The sequence below is a fragment of the Kitasatospora sp. NPDC094019 genome, from assembly GCF_044764505.1.
Taxonomy (GTDB): Bacteria; Actinomycetota; Actinomycetes; order Streptomycetales; family Streptomycetaceae; genus Kitasatospora.
The window spans coordinates 14,879-33,634 of sequence record NZ_JBIWIF010000001.1; the positions used below are offsets into that span (position 1 = coordinate 14,879).

At 74.0% G+C, this 18,756-nt stretch carries 17 protein-coding genes; 8 read left to right on the forward strand and 9 right to left on the reverse strand.

Annotated elements, in window-relative coordinates; translation table 11 throughout:
- Positions 1-184 precede the first annotated feature (184 nt).
- Both ACIQ9P_RS00070 and ACIQ9P_RS00075 read right to left on the reverse strand, forming a co-directional pair.
- Positions 185-2,776, reverse strand: coding sequence for a collagenase (locus ACIQ9P_RS00070; RefSeq protein WP_402347146.1), 2,592 nt, complete (start codon positions 2,774-2,776; stop codon positions 185-187).
- Between the two features lie 286 nt (positions 2,777-3,062).
- Entirely contained in the window at positions 3,063-3,635 is a 573-nt protein-coding gene (locus ACIQ9P_RS00075) for a DoxX family membrane protein (protein ID WP_402347149.1), read from the reverse strand.
- A gap of 197 nt (positions 3,636-3,832) precedes the next feature.
- Here ACIQ9P_RS00075 and ACIQ9P_RS00080 point away from each other — a divergent pair, with 197 nt between their 5' ends.
- Together ACIQ9P_RS00080 and ACIQ9P_RS00085 are read left to right on the forward strand one after the other, a co-directional pair.
- Positions 3,833-4,429: a TIGR03086 family metal-binding protein gene (locus ACIQ9P_RS00080; RefSeq protein WP_402347152.1), complete on the forward strand. Its 597-nt coding sequence runs from the start codon at positions 3,833-3,835 to the stop codon at positions 4,427-4,429.
- Between the two features lie 150 nt (positions 4,430-4,579).
- On the forward strand, positions 4,580-5,041 hold the full coding sequence (locus ACIQ9P_RS00085) for a hemerythrin domain-containing protein (protein WP_402347155.1): 462 nt from the start codon (positions 4,580-4,582) through the stop codon (positions 5,039-5,041).
- Positions 5,042-5,143: 102 nt separating this feature from the next.
- Here ACIQ9P_RS00085 and ACIQ9P_RS00090 read toward each other — a convergent pair whose 3' ends face one another.
- From ACIQ9P_RS00090 to ACIQ9P_RS00115, 6 genes are all read right to left on the reverse strand, one after another.
- Complete coding sequence (locus ACIQ9P_RS00090) at positions 5,144-5,935, reverse strand: VOC family protein (protein ID WP_402347158.1); 792 nt, start codon at positions 5,933-5,935, stop codon at positions 5,144-5,146.
- A 457-nt stretch (positions 5,936-6,392) separates the two neighbouring features.
- On the reverse strand, positions 6,393-7,253 hold the full coding sequence (locus ACIQ9P_RS00095; RefSeq protein WP_402347161.1) for a class I SAM-dependent methyltransferase: 861 nt from the start codon (positions 7,251-7,253) through the stop codon (positions 6,393-6,395).
- Positions 7,250-8,395 (reverse strand): enolase C-terminal domain-like protein, encoded by a 1,146-nt coding sequence (locus tag ACIQ9P_RS00100; protein WP_402347164.1) that lies wholly within the window; start codon positions 8,393-8,395, stop codon positions 7,250-7,252. Before ACIQ9P_RS00100 ends, ACIQ9P_RS00095 begins: the two co-directional genes overlap by 4 nt.
- The gene (locus ACIQ9P_RS00105) at positions 8,392-9,555 is read right to left on the reverse strand and encodes a pyridoxal-phosphate dependent enzyme (RefSeq protein ID WP_402349758.1); all 1,164 of its coding nucleotides are present in this window, start codon (positions 9,553-9,555) and stop codon (positions 8,392-8,394) included. Before ACIQ9P_RS00105 ends, ACIQ9P_RS00100 begins: the two co-directional genes overlap by 4 nt.
- Positions 9,556-9,560: 5 nt before the next feature.
- Entirely contained in the window at positions 9,561-10,472 is a 912-nt protein-coding gene (locus ACIQ9P_RS00110; RefSeq protein ID WP_402347167.1) for a Rossmann-like domain-containing protein, read from the reverse strand.
- Complete coding sequence (locus ACIQ9P_RS00115) at positions 10,469-11,818, reverse strand: ATP-grasp domain-containing protein (RefSeq protein WP_402347169.1); 1,350 nt, start codon at positions 11,816-11,818, stop codon at positions 10,469-10,471. Before ACIQ9P_RS00115 ends, ACIQ9P_RS00110 begins: the two co-directional genes overlap by 4 nt.
- A gap of 169 nt (positions 11,819-11,987) precedes the next feature.
- On the opposite strand from ACIQ9P_RS00115, the gene ACIQ9P_RS00120 reads away from it, so the two are divergent.
- From ACIQ9P_RS00120 to ACIQ9P_RS00135, 4 genes are all read left to right on the forward strand, one after another.
- Positions 11,988-12,599 (forward strand): GNAT family N-acetyltransferase, encoded by a 612-nt coding sequence (locus ACIQ9P_RS00120; RefSeq protein WP_402347172.1) that lies wholly within the window; start codon positions 11,988-11,990, stop codon positions 12,597-12,599.
- Positions 12,600-12,788: 189 nt separating this feature from the next.
- Complete coding sequence (locus ACIQ9P_RS00125; RefSeq protein ID WP_402347175.1) at positions 12,789-13,454, forward strand: TetR/AcrR family transcriptional regulator; 666 nt, start codon at positions 12,789-12,791, stop codon at positions 13,452-13,454.
- Between the two features lie 98 nt (positions 13,455-13,552).
- On the forward strand, positions 13,553-15,079 hold the full coding sequence (locus tag ACIQ9P_RS00130; protein ID WP_402347178.1) for an MFS transporter: 1,527 nt from the start codon (positions 13,553-13,555) through the stop codon (positions 15,077-15,079).
- A 557-nt stretch (positions 15,080-15,636) separates the two neighbouring features.
- Positions 15,637-16,077 carry a PPOX class F420-dependent oxidoreductase gene (locus tag ACIQ9P_RS00135; RefSeq protein ID WP_402347180.1) on the forward strand — a complete coding sequence of 147 codons (441 nt, stop codon included), beginning with the start codon at positions 15,637-15,639 and terminating at the stop codon, positions 16,075-16,077.
- A gap of 246 nt (positions 16,078-16,323) precedes the next feature.
- On the opposite strand, the gene ACIQ9P_RS00140 is transcribed toward ACIQ9P_RS00135, so the two are convergent.
- On the reverse strand, positions 16,324-16,593 hold the full coding sequence (locus ACIQ9P_RS00140; RefSeq protein ID WP_402347183.1) for a DUF1876 domain-containing protein: 270 nt from the start codon (positions 16,591-16,593) through the stop codon (positions 16,324-16,326).
- A gap of 193 nt (positions 16,594-16,786) precedes the next feature.
- Here ACIQ9P_RS00140 and ACIQ9P_RS00145 point away from each other — a divergent pair, with 193 nt between their 5' ends.
- Complete coding sequence (locus ACIQ9P_RS00145) at positions 16,787-17,704, forward strand: YndJ family protein (protein ID WP_402347186.1); 918 nt, start codon at positions 16,787-16,789, stop codon at positions 17,702-17,704.
- Positions 17,701-18,255, forward strand: a complete 555-nt coding sequence (locus ACIQ9P_RS00150; RefSeq protein ID WP_402347189.1) for a DUF1990 family protein — start codon at positions 17,701-17,703, stop codon at positions 18,253-18,255. Before ACIQ9P_RS00145 ends, ACIQ9P_RS00150 begins: the two co-directional genes overlap by 4 nt.
- The last annotated feature ends 501 nt before the right edge of the window (positions 18,256-18,756 follow it).

The following is an 18,756-nucleotide window of genomic DNA, read 5'->3' on the forward strand; positions in this document are numbered from 1 at the left end:
TACCGTGCCCGGAGCCCGCGCCGACGCGCACCGGGCCCACGCGGCCACGTACGGGGCCCGCGCGTCCGCCGCGTACGGGGCCGGACGCGGGGAGGCCCCCGGTGGCGCGCCGTTCGCGCGCCACCGGGGGCCTCCGGGCACTTCCGGGTGCTACCGATGTCCTTCCGGGATCAGAACTCCCCCGTCAGTACTCGGCCTTGATGTTCGCGCCGGAGAACCCCTGCTGGCCGTAGAGGCTCACGTAGACGTAGCCGGCCGGCGGGTTGGTGATGGTGAGGGTCTCGGTGTTGTTGCTCGCGTTGGTGGACTTCGCGGTGTAGGAGTTGGTGTACGCCCAGTTCGTGGCGTTGTAGTAGAGGTCGGCGTTACCGGTGCCGCCCGTGCTGGTGAGCTTCAGCTGCTTCACCCCGGCCGGGAGCAGCAGGTAGAAGTGGGTGTAGTTGCCGGTGCTCGCCGAGAGGTTGCTGCGGCGGCAGTTCTTGTCCAGCTGGCGGGGGTCGGCGCCGGAGCACTCCGGCAGGCCCGCCACGGTGACGTTCTGCCGGGCGCTCGCGGTCGCGCCCTTGTCGTCGGTCACGGTGAGGGTGACGGTGTAGGTGCCCGCCTTGGTGTACCACTTGGTCGGGTTCGCGGTGGTGGCGGTGGTGCCGTCACCGAAGTCCCAGGCGTAGGAAGCGATCTTGCCGTCCGGGTCGGTGGAGCGGTTGACGAAGGTGACGGCCAGCTCGCCGATCGCGGTGGTGAAGGCGGCGGTGGGCGGCTGGTTTCCGGGCGGGTTGGTGCCGCCCGAGCAGGAGCCGGCCGCGCAGCGGGTCAGCCAGGCGTCGAAGTCGGCGTCGTAGCGGGTGCCGATGGTGGTCTTGAGCACGGTGCGGGCGCCGTTCCAGTCGCCGGCCCGGTACTTGGCGAGCACGGAGTCGACGTCGGCGCGGTGCTGCTCCAGCATGTAGCGCACCGCGAGGTAGCCCCAGCGGTAGGTGCGCTCGGTGTCGGTGTTCTCGTAGGTGGTGTCGAACAGCGTGGAGAGCTTGTAGGTGTGCAGGCCGGCGGCCGACATCGCCGCGTCGTAGTTCACCTTGCGGTACGAGTAGGAGATGTACTCGGCGAAGCCCTCGATCCACCAGATGGTCGGGGTCGTCACGCCGGCGTCGAAGTCGCCGTACATGTCGAACCGGCCGTCGAGGTAGTGGGTGTACTCGTGGTTGAGGTTCCAGACCTGGAAGTCCGGGCGCATCCACTCGGCCTCGTAGGCGAGGAACCGCGGCTGGTTGCCAACCTCGTTCGGCTTGCCCTCCAGGTACATGCCGCCGTTGTCGGTGTTGATGCCGTAGATGGAGGCGGCGAACACCCCGTAGTCGAAGGAGCTGTGGAAGACCACGACCTCGATCGTGGTGTTCCGGTCCTCCGCGACCGGGCCGTTGTCCTTGACCACGCCGTGGAAGTACGCGTCCTGGCCGGTCAGGCTGGTGCAGGCGGTCGCCAGCTGGGTCGGGTTCAGCGCCTGGGCGAGGATCCGGATGCTCTGGCTGCAGGTGTAGCTGACCGTCAGGACGGCCGACTTGAGCCGGGCGGCGGAGTCGCAGGTGCCGTAGTACGAGCAGTTGCCCTGGTCGAAGGCGTCGACCATCTCGGCGACGGCGGCCCACTGGTAGGCGGTGTTGCCGCTGGGCGAGGAGCGGTCGGCCAGCCCCTTCAGCAGCGGGCGGACCTTGGCCTGGAGCACCGGGTACTGGACGAAGCGGCCCAGCTCACGGTTGGCGTTGTAGACCAGGAAGGTGTAGTCGCCGCCCAGCAGGGCGCTGTTGGCCGCCGCGAAGGAGTAGAGCGCGTCGAGCACGCTCGGGTCGGCCGCCACCGCCTCGACGAAGCCGGTCGTCTGGTGGCCGCGCCACAGCACGGTGAACACGCTGTTGAGCGCGTTGCCCATGTTGGTCGGGTTGTGGGTGGCGGCGTCGTAGGCGCCCAACAGCCGCTTCACCACCGGGAGGTAGCGGACGTTCTCCTGCGCGCTGTCGATCAGGGTGATCGCCTCGCCGAGGGTGCCGGCGTTGGCGGAGGTGACGTCGCGGGAATGCGCGCTGTTGAAGAAGCTGTCCAGCGCGCCGCGGATCGAGGTCTGAAGGGCGGTGCCATAGGTGCCGACGTCGGTCGCGTGGTACCACTGCACGAAGTAGCCGGCCCGCAGGAAGAGCACCAACTGGGCCGTGGAGATGGAGTTGTCGCCCGGGTAGGCGGCGGCGTTGTCGCGCAGGGCGTCCGCCACCGAGACCATCTGGGCCTCGCGGAAGGCGCCGCGCGCGTCGGTGCCGACCAGGCTGAACAGACTGTTGATGCAGCCGAGGTCGGCCGCCTTCACCGCCTGGACCAGGGCACCGCCGGTGCGGCCGGTGAAGTCCGTGATGTTGCAAGCCTGTTCGGCGAGAGCCTCGGGGGCGCCCGCACCGAAGCTCTTGACGATCTCGGCCTGCCGGTGGGCCGCCGACGGGGTGTCGGAGCGGTCCGGGGAGGCGGTCGAGAACGGGGCGCGCTCCTGGGCCGGGACCGGCTCGTTCTTGCCGCCCGTGTCGGGGGTGTCACCGATGGCGGGCCTCGGGGCGAGCCCGGCGGGTCCGGCCGAGTTGGCGGCGGGCGAGCCGCCGCCGAAGTCCGGCCGGGTCCTGTCGGTGGCCGCCCGGGCACCCGGGGCGAACAGGCCGACCGCTACGAACAGCGCCAGGACCAGCGCCAGAAGCCTTGCGGTGTGCGGTATTTGCGCTAAAGGACGTGCGGTTCTCACGTGGGGGCCTCCGGGCCTTCTTCGGTCGCGTGGGGGTGCGACCGGTGGGGGTGGTGAGGACCGTTTCGGCGCACCGTTGGGGCGGTGGCACCGAACACCGGTGGGGAGTGTGACATGTACAATGGCATACATCACACGGTCGGGGAACCCTCGGGACGGAGATTCTCCGGCAACTACCCTGCCTGCACAGGAAATTCACCGCACGACCACGGAACGGCGAAGGCCGCCGGTCGGTCGACCGGCGGCCCCGCGGTGGATCACGACCTCAACGGCCGTACGCTCCAGATCAGTTGCGCGCCAACAGCACGGCGCCCGCGGTGACGAGGGCGAGCAGCACGGCGGCCGCGCCGTAGCTCAGGCGGTGCGAGCGCACCACCGGCAGGTAGCGGTCCGCGGCGTAGCGACCGGGGCCGGTCAGCGCGAGTGCCGCCGCGGCGGCGATCAGCAGGAGTTCGTACTCGCTGCCGCCCTTGGTGGCGAAGAAGCTGCCGCTCCAGGTGACGGCCAGGGCGTTGAGCATGGTGCCGAGGATCGCGGCGGCGGCCAGCGGGGCCAACAGGCCGACGGCCAGGGCCAGTCCGCCGCCGGTCTCGGTGAGGCCGGCCACGACGGCCATGAACTTCGGCGCCGGGTAACCCTTCGCCTCGAAGAACTTTCCGGTGCCGTCGATGCCGCCGCCGCCGAACCAGCCGAACAGCTTCTGGCTGCCGTGCGCGGCCATGGTCAGGCCGAGCGCGACCCGCAGGAGCAGGAGGCCGGCGTCGTAGGCGTGCGGGGAGGTGGTCGCCGCTCCGGGGACCGACCCGGCTGCGGCGAGGGAGGTGGTGGCGGCGGTCGTGCTCGGGCTGCTGCTCGGCATGCGCGTCTCCATCAGGAAAGGGGGGATTCGTCGATACCGGCCGAATTCGTTTGTTCAAATTCGAACCAGCTGGGGTGTGTCGACCGTACCTGGAAGTTTGAATTTGAACAACCGACCGAACCGAGGATATTGGCGTGGCCGGGTCACAAGTGGTGTAGACCGGCGTACAGAGGTGTGCGGCGGGGCACGCTCAGGACATGGCACATCGCAACGAACACCAGCGGCCGGCCGACCGGGGCATCCCGCACGCCGAGGCCCTCGCCGCCTTCACCGAACGGATCCGGCTGGTCACCCCCGACCAGTGGGACGCGCCCACCCCGTGCACCGGCTGGAGCGTCCGCGATCTGGTCAACCACCTCACCGGCGAGCAGCTCTGGGTGCCCGAGCTGCTGATGGGCGCCACGATCTCCGAGGTCGGCGGCCGCTTCGACGGCGACGTCCTCGGTGACGACCCGGTCACCGCCTGGCTCTCCGCCTCCGACGCCGCCCGCGAAGCCTTCACCGTCCCCGGCGCCGCCGAGCTCACCGTGCACCTCTCCTTCGGCGACGTCTCCGGCCGGTTCTACCTGGGCCAGCTCACCGCCGACGCCGTCGTCCACACCTGGGACCTCGCCGAGGGCATCGGCCGGGACACCCGGCTCCCGAAGGAGCTCGTCGACTTCGCGCTCGCCGAGTTCTCCGGCTACGGGGACCTCTCCGGCAGCGGCCTGTTCGACCCGCCGCTCCCGGTGGCGGCGGACGCCGGGCCGCAGACCCGGCTGCTGGCCCTCGCCGGGCGTCGCGACCGCCCCTGAGCGGAGGGTGGCACCGGACCCGCGGGCCGTTGCCCGCACGGGCCGCGGACGCGGGCCGGTCCGGCGGATGCCCCGGTTGCCCGGGCGACGCCGGATACTGGAGGTGTCGGGGGGCGCACCGGACGTCGACGGAGAAGAGGCGGGCGCGCCATGAACCGCAGGCCGGACATCCTGGGTGAGTTCACCGCGGAACACCGCGCGGTGGAGGACCTGCTCGCCCGGATCGAGGTCGACCGGGCCGAGGACCGGGATACCGGAGTACTGCTGGACCGGCTCACCGACCTGCTGCTCGACCACTGCGCGGCCGAGGAGGAACACCTCTTCCCGGTCGTCCAGCACGATGTGCCGGACGGTGGCGCGGTGGTGTTCCGGTGCATCCACGACCACCTCGCGATCGGCCAGTACCTCGCCGACCTCCAGGCCCTCCCCGTCGGCGACCCGGCGCAGGGCACCCTGCTGGGCGGTCTCGCCGAGCTGCTGCGGCGGCACCTGGCGACCGAGGAGGAGCAGCTATTCGCCACCGCCCGCAAGGCCCTGCCGGCCGCCGAGCGGGCGGCGCTCGGAGAACGGCTGCGGGCCGATCGGGCGGAGGTCGCCGGGGGCGGGCCGTAGTGGGTCGTGGGCGTGGATCCTGGTCGTGGGCTTGGGCTTGGGCGTGGGCGTGGGGCGTGGGCAACGGACAGGAGGGGTCGGGGCCGGATCCGGCGGGCGCGGTCAGGGCTTGGCGCTGATCACCGCGAAGCGGCCGCCCTCCGGGTCCCGCAGCCGGGCCACCCGCCCGTACGGCGAGTCGAAGGCCGGGCCGAGCGCGCTGCCGCCGAGTTCCTCGGCCCGGACCAGCGCCTCGTCGGCGTCCGGCACCGAGAAGGACACCTCCCAGTGCGGGGGCAGCCCCGTCGGCCCGCCCGCCTGCTCCCGGGCAAGCGCGGCGACGCTGTGCCCCTCCGCCCGCAGCACGACCCGGTCGTGCTCCCAGCGAACCTCGAACCGGCCCGGGTCACGGCCGTCCCAGCGGAACACCTCGCCGTAGAAGAGCGCCGCCGCGAACGGGTCCGGGGTCCGCAGCTCGATCCAGACCGGGGCGCCCAGCAGCTCCAGCCGCCGGGCCCGGCCGGGCGGGCCCTCCCAGATGCCGAACACCGCCCCCGCCGGGTCGGCCGCGAACGCCAGCCGACCGGCGTCGAAGGACAGCGGGCCGACCGCGAGGGTCGCCCCGCGCTCGCGCACCGCGTCGGCGGCCGCGTCGGCGCTCTCGGTGCCGAAGTAGGTGTTCCAGGCGACCGGCATGTCCCAGCCGCCGCCCGCCACGCCGATGCCCGCCACCGCCTCGCCACCGGCCACCGCGTGCACGTACGGGCCGAACCGGTCCGGGCCCGGCTCGAACTCCCAGCCCAGCAGTGGTCCGTAGAAGGCCCTGGCGGCATCGAGGTCGCGGGCCATCAGGCTCACCCAGCACGGGACGGCCGCCACGCAGCGCACCTCGGCCGTCGTCCCATCGCTGCCCATCGCGCACCACCTCCGAGACCCCGGCCGCCGGGCCCCTCCCGACTCCCACGGCCGTCCGGCCGTCCGGGCGGGTTCAGCCTAGGACGTGTCCGACAATTCGTGCCGCATCAGCGCGCGGGGGCGGGTGTGGGGCCGGTGAGGTGGTGGTGAGGGTCGCGCGTGGGCGCTCCGTCCGGGGGCGTGCCCGCCGGACGGAGCGCCCACGGACCGGCCGTGCGGCGACCGGGCCGTTCCCGCCGCGGAGCCGCCGCGCACCGCGTCCGCGGGACGGTGCCGGTCCAGGGGCGACCGGCGGACGACCGGGCGGGGGCGGGACCCGACACGGACCGGGTGTCGCGGCCCGCCGTCCCCTCTGTCACCCGAACGGGCGATCCGCCGAGGCGGCCCGGGGGTGCCCCGGGGGTGCTCCCTCGGGGCACCCCCGGAGCGGCGGGCGGGCGGACAGCGGCCCACGGCGTCAACTTGCCCGGGGTCGGCCCTCCTTGATGACCGCGGGTTCGAGCCGGGCGACCAGGTGCAGCCGGTCGCCGTCGGCGGTGTCCGCGCGGTCGGCGGGCCGGTCGCCGTCCGTCCAGGGCGGTTCGGTGCGCGGGCCGGGCCCGTCGTTCAGCGCGAGGACGGTGAAGCCGTGCCGGGCGAGCAGGTGGCGCAGTTCCTGGGGGAAGAGCAGCCGCCAGGCGGAGTGCTGCTCGAACGGCGGGGCGCCGTCGTCGGCGGCCCAGCTCCGGGTGCGGCGCAGGAGCTGGGCGGCCCGGTCGATCCACAGCACGGTGCGCGAGGTGAGCGTGACGCCGTCGTGGGTGAAGCTGTCCAGCCTCGGCGCGTCGAGGAGCTCGGTACGGCCGAGGAAGAAGGCGCCGTTGCGCATCTCGGCCACCAGCAGCCCGCCGGGGCGCAGATGGTGGCGGACCCGGTCGAAGCAGGCGTCGAGGTCCTCGTTGGTGTGGCAGTGGAGCAGCGCGCTGTCCAGGCAGAGCACCGCGTCGAACCGCCCCGGCAGGGTGAAGTCCCTCATGTCGCCGACGTGGTAGTCCGGCCCGGGGTGCCGGGAGCGGGCGTGGGCGATCATCGCCCCGGAGCTGTCCAGACCGGTGACGGCGCGCCCGGCGACGCGGTGCAGCCACCCCGCGTCCCGGCCGGTGCCGCAGCCGAGGTCGAGCACCTCGGGTCCGGCGCCGTGGGCGGAGAGCACCGCCCCGGCCCAGCGGGCGGCAGTGGACTCCGGGTCGGGAAAGCGGAGTTCGTAGAGCTCGGGACGGTCGGTGAGCAGGTTCCGGTGGGCCTCGGCGGGAGTCGGCGGGGCCGGGCGGCGGCTCATCGGGCCTCGCAGCGGGCGGCGGGCCGGCCCGGGACGGGGCGCGCGGGAGCGGGGCGGTCGGGGACCGGACGGTCGGGGACGGAGCGCGCGGAGGCGGGACGGGCGGGGGCGGGCAGCACGCCGAGGCCGGCCCGGTCCGGGGTGCGGACGGTGCCGTCGGCTCCGCCGATGCCCTGCCACGGGTCGTGGTCGAGCAGCAGATGGCCGTCGAGGTCGAGCCAGCGGGCCCGGTCGGCGAGGTGGACGGCGGGCGCGATGCCGAGCGAACTCGCCACCAGGCAGCCGAGCATCAGCTCGGTGCCGCTGCCGCGCAGGGCCTCCGCGATGCGCAGCACCTGGTGGACCCCGCCGCACTTGGCGAGTTTGAGGTTGACGCCGTGGACCCGCCCGGCGAGCCGGCACGCGTCCTCGTGGTCGACGGCGTCCTCGTCGGCGATCACCGGGATCGGTGAGCGTTCGGCGACGGCGGCGAGCGCGTCGGGGTCGCCCGGGGCGATCGGCTGCTCGACCGCCTCGACCCCGGTGGCGGCGAAGGCGGGCAGCAGCCGGAGGGCCTCCGCCGGGGTCCAGGCGCCGTTGGGGTCGAGCAGCAGCCGGGCCCCGGGGGCGGCCTCGTGGACGGCCTGGACCCGGACCAGGTCGAGACCGGGGTCGGCGCCGCCGACCTTGATCTTGAGCACGGTGAAGCCCGCGTCGGCGAGCCGGGCGGCCTGGACGGCGGCGCGGGCGGGCGGCTCGATGCCGATGGTGCGGGCGGTGACGGCGGCGACGGGGTCGGCCCGGCCGAGGAGGCGGTGGACGGGTTCACCGGCCCGCTTGCCGACCAGGTCCAGCAGCGCGGCCTCGACGGCGGCCAGCACACCGGCCGGCAGCGGCGCGAACGGGGCCGCGCCGGAGCAGAGGTCGGCGAGTGCCTGCTCGGGGTCCTGGTGGCGTTCCAGCACCGGTCGCAGGAGGGCGAGTTCGTGGTGGATCCGGTGCGTGGGCAGGCCCAGGTGGACGCTGCTGACCACCTCGCCGTGGCCGGTCAGCCCGCCGTGGCCGAGGGCCAACCGGACGGCGTCCCGCTCGGTGGTCACCGAGCGGGAGATGCGCAGGGGCGTGGCCAGGCGGAGCCGTTCGGTGCGCAGGTCGACCCTCATCGGTCCTCCTCGGTGCGGGCGGGCCCGGCGGCGGCCGGGGCGGGGACGGCAGCTGTGGCGGTGGCGGTGGCGGCCGCGATGGCGGTGCCGGTGGCCGGGACGGTGGCGAGTGCCGTCCGGTCGGTGCGGCAGCGGGCCCAGCCGGTGACCTCGACAGCCGCCGGGTGCGGGATCTCGACCGGGCGCGCCGCCGCCCGCTCGGCGTCCAGGCCGTGCCGCCGGCAGAACGCGTCGTCGTACACCGTGCCCAGATAGCGGTGCGGGCCGTCGGGGAACACGGTGGCGACGGCCGCGCCCGGATGGACCCGGGCGGCCCAGGCCGCGACCAGGGCGACCGCGCCGGTGGACCAGCCACCGCTGACGAACGCACCCCGGGCCAGCCGTCGGCAGGCGTCCACCGCCTCGGCGGGCCCGACCCAGTGCACCTCGTCGAACGCCTGGTGGGCGACGTTGCGCGGGTGGATCGAGCTGCCGAGGCCGCGCATCAGCCGGGGCCGGGCGGGCTGGCCGAAGATGGTGGATCCGACGGAGTCGACGCCGATGATCCGCAGCCGGGGCCAGTGGCGGCGCAGCGCCTCGGCGAGCCCCGCGCTGTGCCCGCCGGTGCCGACACTGCACACCAGCACGTCGAGCCGATCGAGCTCGGTGGTGATCTCCTGGGCCATCGCCCGGTAACCGGCCGCGTTGTCGGGGTTGTTGTACTGGTCGGGCCAGTAGGCGCCGGGCAACCGGTCGAGCACGGCGCGGAGCCGGGCGAGCCGGGCCGCCTGCCAGCCGCCGTGCCGGGCCGGCCGCTCGACCAGCTCCAGCCGGGCACCGTAGGCGCGCAGCAACTGCCGCATGGACGGTTCGAGTTCGCTGTCACCCACCAGCACGACCGGATGTCCGAGAGCCTGCCCGGCGAAGGCCAGGCCGACCCCCATGGTGCCCGAGGTGGACTCCACCACCGTGGCACCGGGGCGGAGTTCACCGCGCGCCTGGGCGCCGCGCAGCATCGCGACGGCCGAGCGGGCCTTCATGCCGCCCGCGCCCAGCCCCTCCAGCTTGGCCCAGAAGCCGGGGTGCGGGTGCGGCAGCGGGGTGGTGATCCGGGCCAGCGGGGTGCCGCCGAGCAGCGGCAGCAGGTCCGGATTGCCCAGCGCCGCACCGGAGTCGAGCAGGGCGGTCACCGCGCCGCACCTCCTCGGCCGGACCGGCCGCCGTAGAGGTGGAGCACGGAGGGGCCGCCGTCGAGCCAGAAGAAGGGGTAGGGCTCGGCGCTGACGGCGCTGACCCCGTCCCCCAGCAACCGGGGCAGCACCGCGCTGCCGGTCTGGGCGAACAGCGCCAGGGGCTTGCCGGTGGCGCGGGCGTGCGCGAGCAGCGGATCGAGCGAGCCGTTGCCCAGGGTCATGCCGGAGGCGAGTACGGCGTCGCAGTCGTCGAGCTGGGCCAGGGCGTCGGTGCGCACCGGTTCGTCCCACTCGGTGACGCCGCCCTTGAGGTCGCACGGGACGTACCCGAGCCCGCGCGAACGGAGCTGCTCCAGGAGCGAGTTGACGACGCCGACGACCAGTACCCGGCGGACGTCCGCGAGCGGCAGCAGCCGCACCACGGCGGCGGCGCGGGCCCGGGACTTCGCCAGCGAGGAGCCGGCGGGCAGCGGGACCGGGCGGGCGCCCGCGGCCGGTCCGTGCGGGCGGCAGTGGCCGAGGTAGGCGTCCAGCGCGGCGACCCGGACGGCGGTGCGGGGGTGGTCGAGCAGCTCGTCGACGGTGGCGCCGACGCAGTCGGTGAGCGTGTCGGCGGGGAGTTCACCCGGTTCGACGGCGCAGGAGCCGACGGCGGCGCCGAGCCGCAGGCTGAGCACCTCGTTGCGGTAGCCGCGGGCACGGCCGGCGTGCCGGACGGCCTGCGCGGTGGTGAAGGCGAGCGCGATCCGCAGGGAGGCCGGGTCGGGCCCGTACGCCCCCGTACGGGCCCGCCCGGTGATCAGGTCGAGCGCGGGGGTGCCGACGCTCGGGGGGACGCCGGGGCCGGTGGCGGCGGGAGGGCCGGCCAGGACGGCGGGGGCGGTCAGGACGGCGGGGGCGGTCATGCGGGCACTCCTGCGGGTGCGGGCCCGGCGGCGGCCTCGGCGGCGTCGGCACCCCCGGCACCCCCGGAGACCTCGGCACTGCCCGTGGCCGCCGTGAGGCGCGGGGTGAGCCCGGCCAGCAACCGTTCGGCCGCGCCTCTCGCCCCGGCGCCCAGGCTGTCGGCGGTCATGACGTGCCCGAGGTACTCGTTGTTGCTGGTCGCCGGCCGCACCTCGCGGCCCGCCCCGGCGAGCGCGAGTTCGACCACCGCCGGGTCGCGCCGCACCGCCTCCTCGCCGTCGAAGCCGTCCAGCAGCCCGGCCTGCCCGCCCTCGGGGACGAGGAAGGCGATCGCCGCGCTGGTCACCCCGGTCGGGTGGACGGCCAGGTCCGGCCGGCGGCCGAGGGCGACGTCGACGGCGGCGGCGGCCAGGTCGATCCCGGTGACCCGCCGGACCAGCTCGGTGATCCGGTTGCCGGCCGGTCGCGGATTGACCTCGACCACCCGGGGCCCGGTCGGCGTCAGTTTGATCTCGGTGTGCGCGACGACCTGGTCCAGTCCGAGCGCCGCCAACGCGGCCAGGGCCGTTCCGGCGGCCGCCCGGGCCTCGGCCGGCTCCAGGGCGGCCGGGAACATGTGCCCGGTCTCGACGAACGCGGGCGCCCCGCCGACGCTCTTGTCGGTGATCCCGACGACGTGCGCGGCACCGCCCGCCGACACCGTCTCGACGCTGACCTCGGGCCCGGTGAGCAACTCCTCCAGCAGTACGGCCGGCTCCCGGCGCTGGCCGCGCGCGTTGACCGGGAACGCCTCCAGGGCCCGGATCGCCACCAGGAGTTCGGTCTCGTCGACGACCTCCCGGACGAACATCCCGGCGCACAGGTCGACCGGCTTGACCACCAGCGGGTAGCCGATCGCCCGGGCGGCGGCCCGGGCCTGCCCCCGGTCGGCGCAGAGCGCGTACGCGGGCCCGGGGACGCCGGCCTCGGCGAGCTTCCGGCGGGTGAGGTCCTTGCGGCAGGCGGCCGCGACCGCGTCGGGCTCGGCCCCGGGCAGGCCGAGCCGACGGGCCACCCGGGCGACCTGGGGGAGGTAGTAGTCGCAGGAGGAGAGCACTCCGTCGAAGCCGAGCAGCCCGTGCAGCCTCTCCGCGTACGGGAGCAGCACGGTCGGGTCGTTGGTGTCGACGGTGAGGATGTTCTCCGCCGCGAGCAGCGGGTGCGGGCCGTCGACGGGGGCGGCGCGCAGATAGTGGTGCAGGTCGCGGGTGAGGAAGGTGAAGCGGTGGCCGCTCTCCCCCAGCGCCCTCGGCAGCAACCTGCTCATGGAGCCGACCCAGCTCTCGATCACCAACAGATGCGCCACGGTTCTCCCCTTCGACGGACTCGACGATCGGCGGACAGGCAGGACGGTAACGGGATTCGTTTTCATTTTCAACGCGCCGGACCGCGCGGCCGTCAACGCGTCAGATGAAAGTGGTTTTCATGTACGCTGACCACCACCCTCCCGCCCCAGCTCCGGTCGGAGAAATCTGATGCACCGTCAACTCCCTTATGTCATCCGCCATGCCCTACCGAAGGACGTACCCGGGGCGCGCCGGTTGATCCTCGACACCTTCTACCGCGAATTCGGCTACGGCTACGTGCCCGCCTGGCACGCCGACGTGGTCGACCTCCAGGGGCACTACCTGGACCACCCCCGGCACGCCCTGCTGGTCGCCGTCCGGGCGGACGAGGTCGTCGCCACCACCGCGCTGCACTCCACCGGACCGGCCCACCCGCCGCACCCGCGCGAGATCGCCGAGCGCTACCCCTCGGGGACCACCGCCCAGCTGCTCCGGGTGTACGTCCGGACCGAGCACCGGCGGCACGGCCTGGCCCGCGAACTCGTCCACCGCGCTCGCGCGTTCGCCGCCGCCGAGGGTGGCTACCGGAGGCTCTACCTGCACACCAACACGGATGTCCCCGGCGCCGAGCCGTTCTGGCGCAGCCTCGCCGAGGAGGTCCACGACGCCCGCCCGAGCGGCGAGCACGGACCCGGCGTGGCCACCGTCCACTTCGAGATCCCGCTGCACCGGCCCGCCCGCACCGGGCCGGACGCCGACCCCCGCACCACTTCCGGGCCGGCCCGGGCCGCGATCGGGTGACCCGGGCGACGGAGGGCGATGGCGGCCCGGCCGGAGGTGACGATGGCGCCATGTCCAGTACACGGACCGTAATGTGACGCAGGTCACACGGAAGCGTGAAATTTCCGGGGAGCGATTCCCCGTTTAGCCCTTCGTAGGACTAAGCGGGGACTCTCTCCCCGGAACTTGTATGCTTCGGAAGGACCACCCGTGAGCACCGCCGCCACCCACCCGACCCGGACCGCGGAGCCGGCCCGCACGCCCCGACTGCGGGCGGACGCGAGCCGTAACCGTGAGCGGATCGTGCTGGCGGCCCGGGACGCGTTCGTCCAGCACGGCGCCGAGGCGCCGCTGGACGAAATTGCGAAGCGGGCAGGCGTCGGAAACGCTACGCTCTACCGGAACTTCCCCACCAGAGCGGCACTGATCCGCGAGGTGGCCCTGCTCGTCAAGAACCGCATCGTGGCGATCGCCGAGCGGGCCGCCGTCGAGGCTTCCGGCCCGTTCGACGCCCTGGAGCGGTTCGCCCACGAGACGGTCGACGAGAAGGTCGGCGCGCTCTGCCCGATGCTCACCAACCAGGTGGACCTGAACGATCCCGACCTGGCGGAGGCACGCGAGCGCCTGATGCTGGTCGTCGGCAATCTGCTGGAGCGGGCGAAGGCGGCGGGCGAGATCCGTCCCGACGTCGCCCACGGTGACCTGTTCATCGCGCTCAGCCAGCTGACCCGCCCGCTGCCGGGCACCTCGTGCCACATCCTGGAGGGATTCGTCCACCGGCACCTGCAACTGTTCCTGGACGGTATGCGGGCGCCCGCCCGTTCGACACTGCCCGGCCGGGCCGCGACCTTCGAGGACTTCCACGGCGACCACTGACCCGACGCGTCCGCCGATGTTCTCCTCCCCTTAACCAGTTGTCCCTTGCTCCACCCGCACGCCCACCGCACACCTCGCACCGTGAAGTGAGTACCTCCATGTCAAAAACCGACGCCCTGCCCGCCGTCCAGCCTGATCCGAGGCGCTGGAAGGCCCTGATATTCATCGGCCTCGCGCAGCTGATGGTCGTCCTGGACGCCACCATCGTGAACATCGCGCTGCCGTCCGCCCAGAAGGACCTCGGCATCACCGACGGCAACCGCCAGTGGGTGATCACCGCGTACGCGCTGGCCTTCGGCGGACTGCTGCTGTTCGGCGGCCGGGTGGCGGACCTGTGGGGGCGCAAGCGCACCTTCATCGTCGGTCTGACCGGCTTCGCGCTGGCCTCCGCGCTCGGCGGCGCCGCCGCCAACACCGCGATGCTGCTCGGCGCCCGCGCCCTCCAGGGCGTCTTCGGCGCCCTGCTCGCCCCGGCCGCGCTCTCGCTGCTGGCGGTCATGTTCACCGAGGCCAAGGAGCGCGCCAAGGCGTTCGGCATCTACGGCGCCATCGCCGGTGGTGGCGGTGCGATCGGTCTGATCCTCGGCGGCCTGCTCACCGAGTACATGAACTGGCGCTGGACCTTCTTCGTCAACATCCCGTTCGCCGTGATCGCCGCCGTCGGCGCCGTCATGGTGATCCGCGAGCCCGCCGAGGGCCGCAACCGCAACCGGCTCGACGTGCCCGGCGTGCTGCTGGTCACCACCGGTCTGGTCGCGCTGGTCTACGGCTTCACCCGGGCCGAGTCGGACGGCTGGAGCTCGGGCGTGACGATCGGCCTGTTCATCGGCGCCGCCGTGCTGCTGGCCGCGTTCGTCCTGGTCGAGAGCAAGGTCAAGGCGCCGCTGCTGCCGCTGCGCGTCCTGCTGGACCGCAACCGCGGCGGGGTCTACCTGTCGCTGGGCCTGGCCGTGATCGGCATGTTCGGCCTCTTCCTCTTCCTGACCTACTACCTGCAGATCGTGCTCGACTACAGCCCGGTGCTGACCGGCGTGGCCTTCCTGCCGATGGTGGCGGGCATGATCACCGGCTCCACCCAGATCGGCGCCCGCCTGATGACCCGCGTCCCGGCGCGGTACCTGATGGCTCCCGGCTTCCTGCTGGCCTCGGTCGGCATGCTGATCCTGACCCAGATCGACCTGGACACCTCCTACCCGGCGCTGATCCTGCCCGGTCTGGTCCTGATGGGCCTCGGCATGGGCACCGCGTTCATGCCGGCGATGAGCCTCGCCACGCACGGCGTCCAGCCGCGCGACGCGGGCGTGGCCTCCGCCATGGTCAACACCTCGCAGCAGGTCGGCGGCGCCATCGGCACCGCGCTGCTGAACACCATCGCGGCCAGCGCCACCACCACCTGGCTGGCGGCCCACGCCGGCGAGGCCACCAGCCCGGCCGCCGCCAAGGCGGTGCAGTTCGGGGGCATGGTGCACGGCTTCTCGACCGCGATCTGGTGGTCCTTCGGGATCCTGGCGCTGGCGGCCGTGCTGGCCTTCGTCCTGATCAACGCCGGTCGCCCCGGGACCGGCACCGCCGGCGAGGGTGCGGGCGCGGTGGACGCCAACGAGGTGCCGGTGCTGGTGCACTGACCCTCGCGGGGTACACGCGACGGTGCGGAGCGGTCCGCCCGGTGTCTACACGACACCGGGCGGGCCGCTCGCCGTTTTCCAGGGGCCGCCTTCCGGGGTGGTCGCCCCTCCGAGGTGCCCCGCCGAGAGCGACCGCGAGGTCCAGGGCGCACGCCGTCGCCCGCGCCCGTACGCCGTCCGGGTGGGATTCCCCCTCGTCGGCCGACGGCGGCGGCTCCGGTCACGGGCCCCGGGACCGGCGCGCACACGGCTCCGCACGCCCCGCTCGCGTCCGCGGAACGCACCGGCCCGCCGATGGCGGACCGCCCCGAGCCCTCGAATCGGCGGCCGCCCTGGACGACAATGGAGTGGCCCGCCCGGCCGGGGTCCTTGACCGGACCCGCGCCAGGCTGTCCCGTGGTTCGTACGGCGGGGCACCCCCTGACCGTCGGCCCCCGAGCACCACGCCTCACCGCACCTCGCCGCACGCCCGCGCGGCACGCCCCGGTGCGGCGCCGAGAGCACACCGGCCGCCCCGGCCGCGACGACCACCCGCCGGACCGGACAGGGAGGACACCGTGCACGACCGTACCGACCAGTTGGCCGACAGCAGATACCTCCTGCTCACCACCTACGGCGAGGACGGCCGCCAGGTCCACTCGCAGAGCTGGGTCGTCGCCGACGGCACCGCACTCGGCATCTGGACGCCCGCCCACTCCGGCGAGGCCGAACGGATCCGCCGCCACCCCAAGGTGCTGGTCGGCCCCTGCGACGCGCACGGCCGCCCGACCGGCGCGCAGCTCCCGGCCCGCGCCGCCGTCTGCGACGAGGACGCCACCGCCCGCTACCGCGCGTCACTGATCAACAAGTACGGTCTGACGGCGTTCCTGGTACTGGCCCGCAGCCGGATGCGGCTGGGACTGGCCGGGACGGTCGGCATCCGGATCACGCTCAACGAGCTGGAACGGCGGCTGATCGGGCCCGAGTGGCAGGCGCCGACCACGTACTGCCCGAACTGACGGCGCACCCGGCCCCGTCCCGCCCGGACCGGAGCGGTCGGCGCGGACGGGCTCAGGCCGTGTCGTCGCCCGGGGCACGGGCGAGGTCTCCCGGCTCGCATGCCTCCTGGCCGGTCCCGGCGTGCACCACCCTGACCGCGCGGCCCGGCCCGCCCGGCACCACCCGCTGCTCCTTCCCGCACCTCGGGCAGATCAGCGGGATGCGCGCCCGGTGGGAGACCGGCCCCGCGGCACCCTCCGAGGGCGTCACGACAGCGGGTGGGTAGGGATCGGGCCGACCTGCTGGATCTCACCGTGGGCCTTGGTGAGCAACTGCGAGGCGAGGTCGTTGAGTGCCCGCGCGGCGGCGATCTCCTCACCGACCCTGAGCTGTTCCGGGTCGGAGGGGTGCCGGCTGGTACAGCCGTGCGCGCGCAGCTCCGACCCGTCGCCCAACCTCAGCAGTGCGGCCGCGGCCGTCCGCGGTCCCTCCTCGCGGAACTCCATCTCGATGTGCCAACCGACAAGAGTCTGCATGGCGGATCACCTCCGGCGGTCGCTCCTCGTCCGGTCACCCCTCCTACCCCTCCAGGGTGCGCCGTGCCCTTCCCGAACACCAGGGCAGGCGGCACCGCGGACCGGGAAGGATGGAACTTGAACACGTTCAATCCCCCGCGTAGAGTCGGCGCGCAAGGGAAGTTTGAACACGTTCAAGGAAGCCGTGACCATCATGGGCAGAGGTACCACCGAACTGGTCGACCTCCTGGTCCTGCTCGGCATGGGCGCGGTGGTCCCCCTCGGACTCGCGCTGATCGACGAACCGGGGCTCGCCCGCCTGCGCCGCCTCTGGCCGCTCGCCGCCGTCCCCGGGGCCCTGTCCCTGTGGCTGCCACGAGGGCCGTTCGCCACCGCCACCGCCACCTGCTACGCCCTCGGCACCCTGGCCGTCGCCGCCCACGCCCCGCTGCGACTGGCCCGAACCCGCTCCCTCGCCCCGCCCGAGATCGCCGTCCTCACCGCGCTGGCCATGCCCTCGGTCGCCGGACTCGCCCTGGTCGCCGAGCGCTCCGGGCACGAGCTGTTCGGCTTCGACCTCGACATCCTGGCCCTGACCGTCCCGCACTTCCACTACGCCGGGTTCACCGCGGCGCTCGTCGCCGGACTCGTCTGCCGCGCCCTCCCCGGCCGCCCCGGCGCCCGATGGGCCGCGCTCAGCGTGCCGACCGGCACTCTGCTCGTGCTCGGCGGCTACTTCGTCGGCGACTGGGCCGAACTCGTCGGCGCCGCCGTCCTCACCGTCGGCATGTGGCTGGTCGGCCTGCTCACCTGGCGCGACCTGCGCCCCCGGGCCGAGGACGGCGACGACGTGCCGCGGTTCACCGGCACACCCGTGCTGCTCGGCGTCTCGGCGGCCGTCCTCGCCGTCACCATGCTGCTCGCGCTGTGGTGGGCGCTCGGTGAGGCCAGCGGCATCCCCCACCCCACCCTCGGCTGGATGGCCGCCACCCACGGCGTCGGCAACGCCCTCGGTTTCGCGCTCTGCTCGCTGCTCGCCTGGCGCCGGCTCGCCCGCGCGCCGGTCCCGTCGACGCCGTCGAGTCCGTCCAGCCCCTCGATCCTTTCGATCCCGCAGGAGACCCTCCGATGAACGCCGCCGCACCGCTGGACGACCTCAACTACCCCGAGGTCGGCGCCAGCACCGACGTCGACGCCCCGCTGCCGGCCGGCTACAACCACCTCCGTCACCGCGCCCTGCTCGGCCACGGCCGCGCCGCCCTCGACGCCGCCGGGACGGCCGTACTGGGCTGGCGGATGCACCGGGCAGCCGGCGTCCGGATCACCGCCGACGCCGACCGGGCCACGCGCGGCGTCGCCGTCCAGTGCGCCGTCGGCCTCGGCCCGCTCCGGGCCGGCGCCCCGTGCCGGGTGGTCTGGAGCACCCCCGACGGGGACCCCGACCGTTACGGCTTCACCTACGGCACCCGCCGGGGGCACTTCGCACTGGGCGAGGAGACCTTCCTGGTGGAACTGGCGGCGGACGGATCGGTCTGGTTCACGGTGAACGCCTTCAGCCGCCCCCGACGCTGGTACGCACGCCTCGCCGGCCCCCTCCTCCCCCTCGCCCAGCACCTCTTCGCCCGCCACTGCGCCCGCACCCTCACCCACCTCGCCACCCGGGCGACCCGGGCGACCCACTAGGACTTGCCCTCGTCGAGTGGCCGAACGGCACCGTGGAGCCCACACGATTCGGCGCAGGACGTCGGCGACACCGACTTCCTGCGCCAACACCGGAAGCGTCACTTCCACCACCGGAATTCGACCGCCCCGCCCTCACCGGGGCGGCCCGAGAGCGCCGAAGGAGCACGGCGTCACGCCGGAAGTCGGCGGCGCCGCCGTCCGGGGACGGATCACAGAGGGGCCGGATCCGGGGGCTGGTGGCGGCGGCAGTCTGCGCCAGGGGGGGGCACGGGTAGGGCCTGGGGTCGGCGTGGGAAGTCAGCGGCGTCGACTTCCCACTACGGACAGCAGTAGCGCCCGGATGATCGGCGGCCGGCCCCGGAGGGTGGGCGGCGGCCGGGCGGCCAGGGGGGTGGACGGGAGCTGGGGCCGCGCTGGAAGTCGACGACATCGACTTCCGGCGGCGGGCGGGATCACCTGGAGGGCGGGGAAGTCCAGAATCCCATGGTGAGCCGAGACCGG

Bases quoted from the DNA above. Each gene is read 5' to 3' on its own strand.
- ACIQ9P_RS00110 (WP_402347167.1), bottom strand. From the start codon at position 10,472: ATGACCGCCCCCGCCGTCCTGACCGCCCCCGCCGTCCTGGCCGGCCCT.
- ACIQ9P_RS00100 (WP_402347164.1), bottom strand. From the start codon at position 8,395: ATGAGGGTCGACCTGCGCACCGAACGGCTCCGCCTGGCCACGCCCCTG.
- ACIQ9P_RS00085 (WP_402347155.1), top strand. From the start codon at position 4,580: ATGAACCGCAGGCCGGACATCCTGGGTGAGTTCACCGCGGAACACCGC.
- ACIQ9P_RS00090 (WP_402347158.1), bottom strand. From the start codon at position 5,935: ATGGGCAGCGATGGGACGACGGCCGAGGTGCGCTGCGTGGCGGCCGTC.
- ACIQ9P_RS00140 (WP_402347183.1), bottom strand. From the start codon at position 16,593: ATGCAGACTCTTGTCGGTTGGCACATCGAGATGGAGTTCCGCGAGGAG.
- ACIQ9P_RS00150 (WP_402347189.1), top strand. From the start codon at position 17,701: ATGAACGCCGCCGCACCGCTGGACGACCTCAACTACCCCGAGGTCGGC.
- ACIQ9P_RS00130 (WP_402347178.1), top strand. From the start codon at position 13,553: ATGTCAAAAACCGACGCCCTGCCCGCCGTCCAGCCTGATCCGAGGCGC.
- ACIQ9P_RS00120 (WP_402347172.1), top strand. From the start codon at position 11,988: ATGCACCGTCAACTCCCTTATGTCATCCGCCATGCCCTACCGAAGGAC.
- ACIQ9P_RS00080 (WP_402347152.1), top strand. From the start codon at position 3,833: ATGGCACATCGCAACGAACACCAGCGGCCGGCCGACCGGGGCATCCCG.
- ACIQ9P_RS00145 (WP_402347186.1), top strand. From the start codon at position 16,787: ATGGGCAGAGGTACCACCGAACTGGTCGACCTCCTGGTCCTGCTCGGC.
- ACIQ9P_RS00095 (WP_402347161.1), bottom strand. From the start codon at position 7,253: ATGAGCCGCCGCCCGGCCCCGCCGACTCCCGCCGAGGCCCACCGGAAC.
- ACIQ9P_RS00075 (WP_402347149.1), bottom strand. From the start codon at position 3,635: ATGCCGAGCAGCAGCCCGAGCACGACCGCCGCCACCACCTCCCTCGCC.